The 666-nt window shown below is 29.3% G+C and carries 1 protein-coding gene and 1 pseudogene; both read right to left on the reverse strand.

Annotated elements, in window-relative coordinates; all coding sequences use genetic code 11:
* A partial coding sequence (locus GQX97_RS13620; RefSeq protein ID WP_198391260.1) for a nucleoside hydrolase occupies positions 1 to 353 on the reverse strand: 353 nt, incomplete at its 3' end.
* A gap of 41 nt (positions 354 to 394) precedes the next feature.
* Positions 395 to 666, reverse strand: a pseudogene (locus tag GQX97_RS13625) (ABC transporter permease); the annotation flags it as partial.

Genomic DNA, 666 nt, shown 5'->3' on the forward strand with positions numbered 1-666 from the left:
ATTTTTTCATTGCTGTTTTTTAAAGTTTCTATTATAAAGTTTACAGCATGTCTTTTATCTAATTCTTTTGTAAGTTTATCAAAAACAGGACCATCTAATCCGCTTTCTCCATGAATATCATTAGCTATAGTTTGAACCTTTCTTACCATAGGCAAACTCATACCAGAACAAACTGGAACATCTATATTTAAATACTGACATACATTAAGTGCATTTATTGTAGTTTTGTTTAAAGTTTGATTTCCAGCAACAGTTGTAATTCCAAGCAATTGTATGCTAGGGTGTATTCCTGCCATCAAAATAGCAACGGCATCATCATGTCCTGGGTCGCAGTCAAGTATTATTTTTTCCATTTATTTTCTCCTTTAATTATTTGTTTAATATAAAATATTGATTATTCTTTAACTTTATTTAAAGAACTTTTTATTTTTATTTCTCTTCTTTTCTTATGAATCATAGATATAGTTAATACCAATATAGTAATAACATAAGGAAGCATAAGTACAAATTGAGAAGGCCAACCGTAAGATTGAAGTCTAGCTCCAATTGAATCTATAAGTCCAAATAAAGTACAGCCTATCCAAGAAAAAATAGGGTTAGCATTTCCAAAAAACATTGCAGCAACTCCCATAAAGCCTTTTCCATTAGTCATATTTTCAGTAAATA

The sequence above is a fragment of the Brachyspira sp. SAP_772 genome (assembly GCF_009755885.1).
GTDB lineage: Bacteria > Spirochaetota > Brachyspiria > Brachyspirales > Brachyspiraceae > Brachyspira.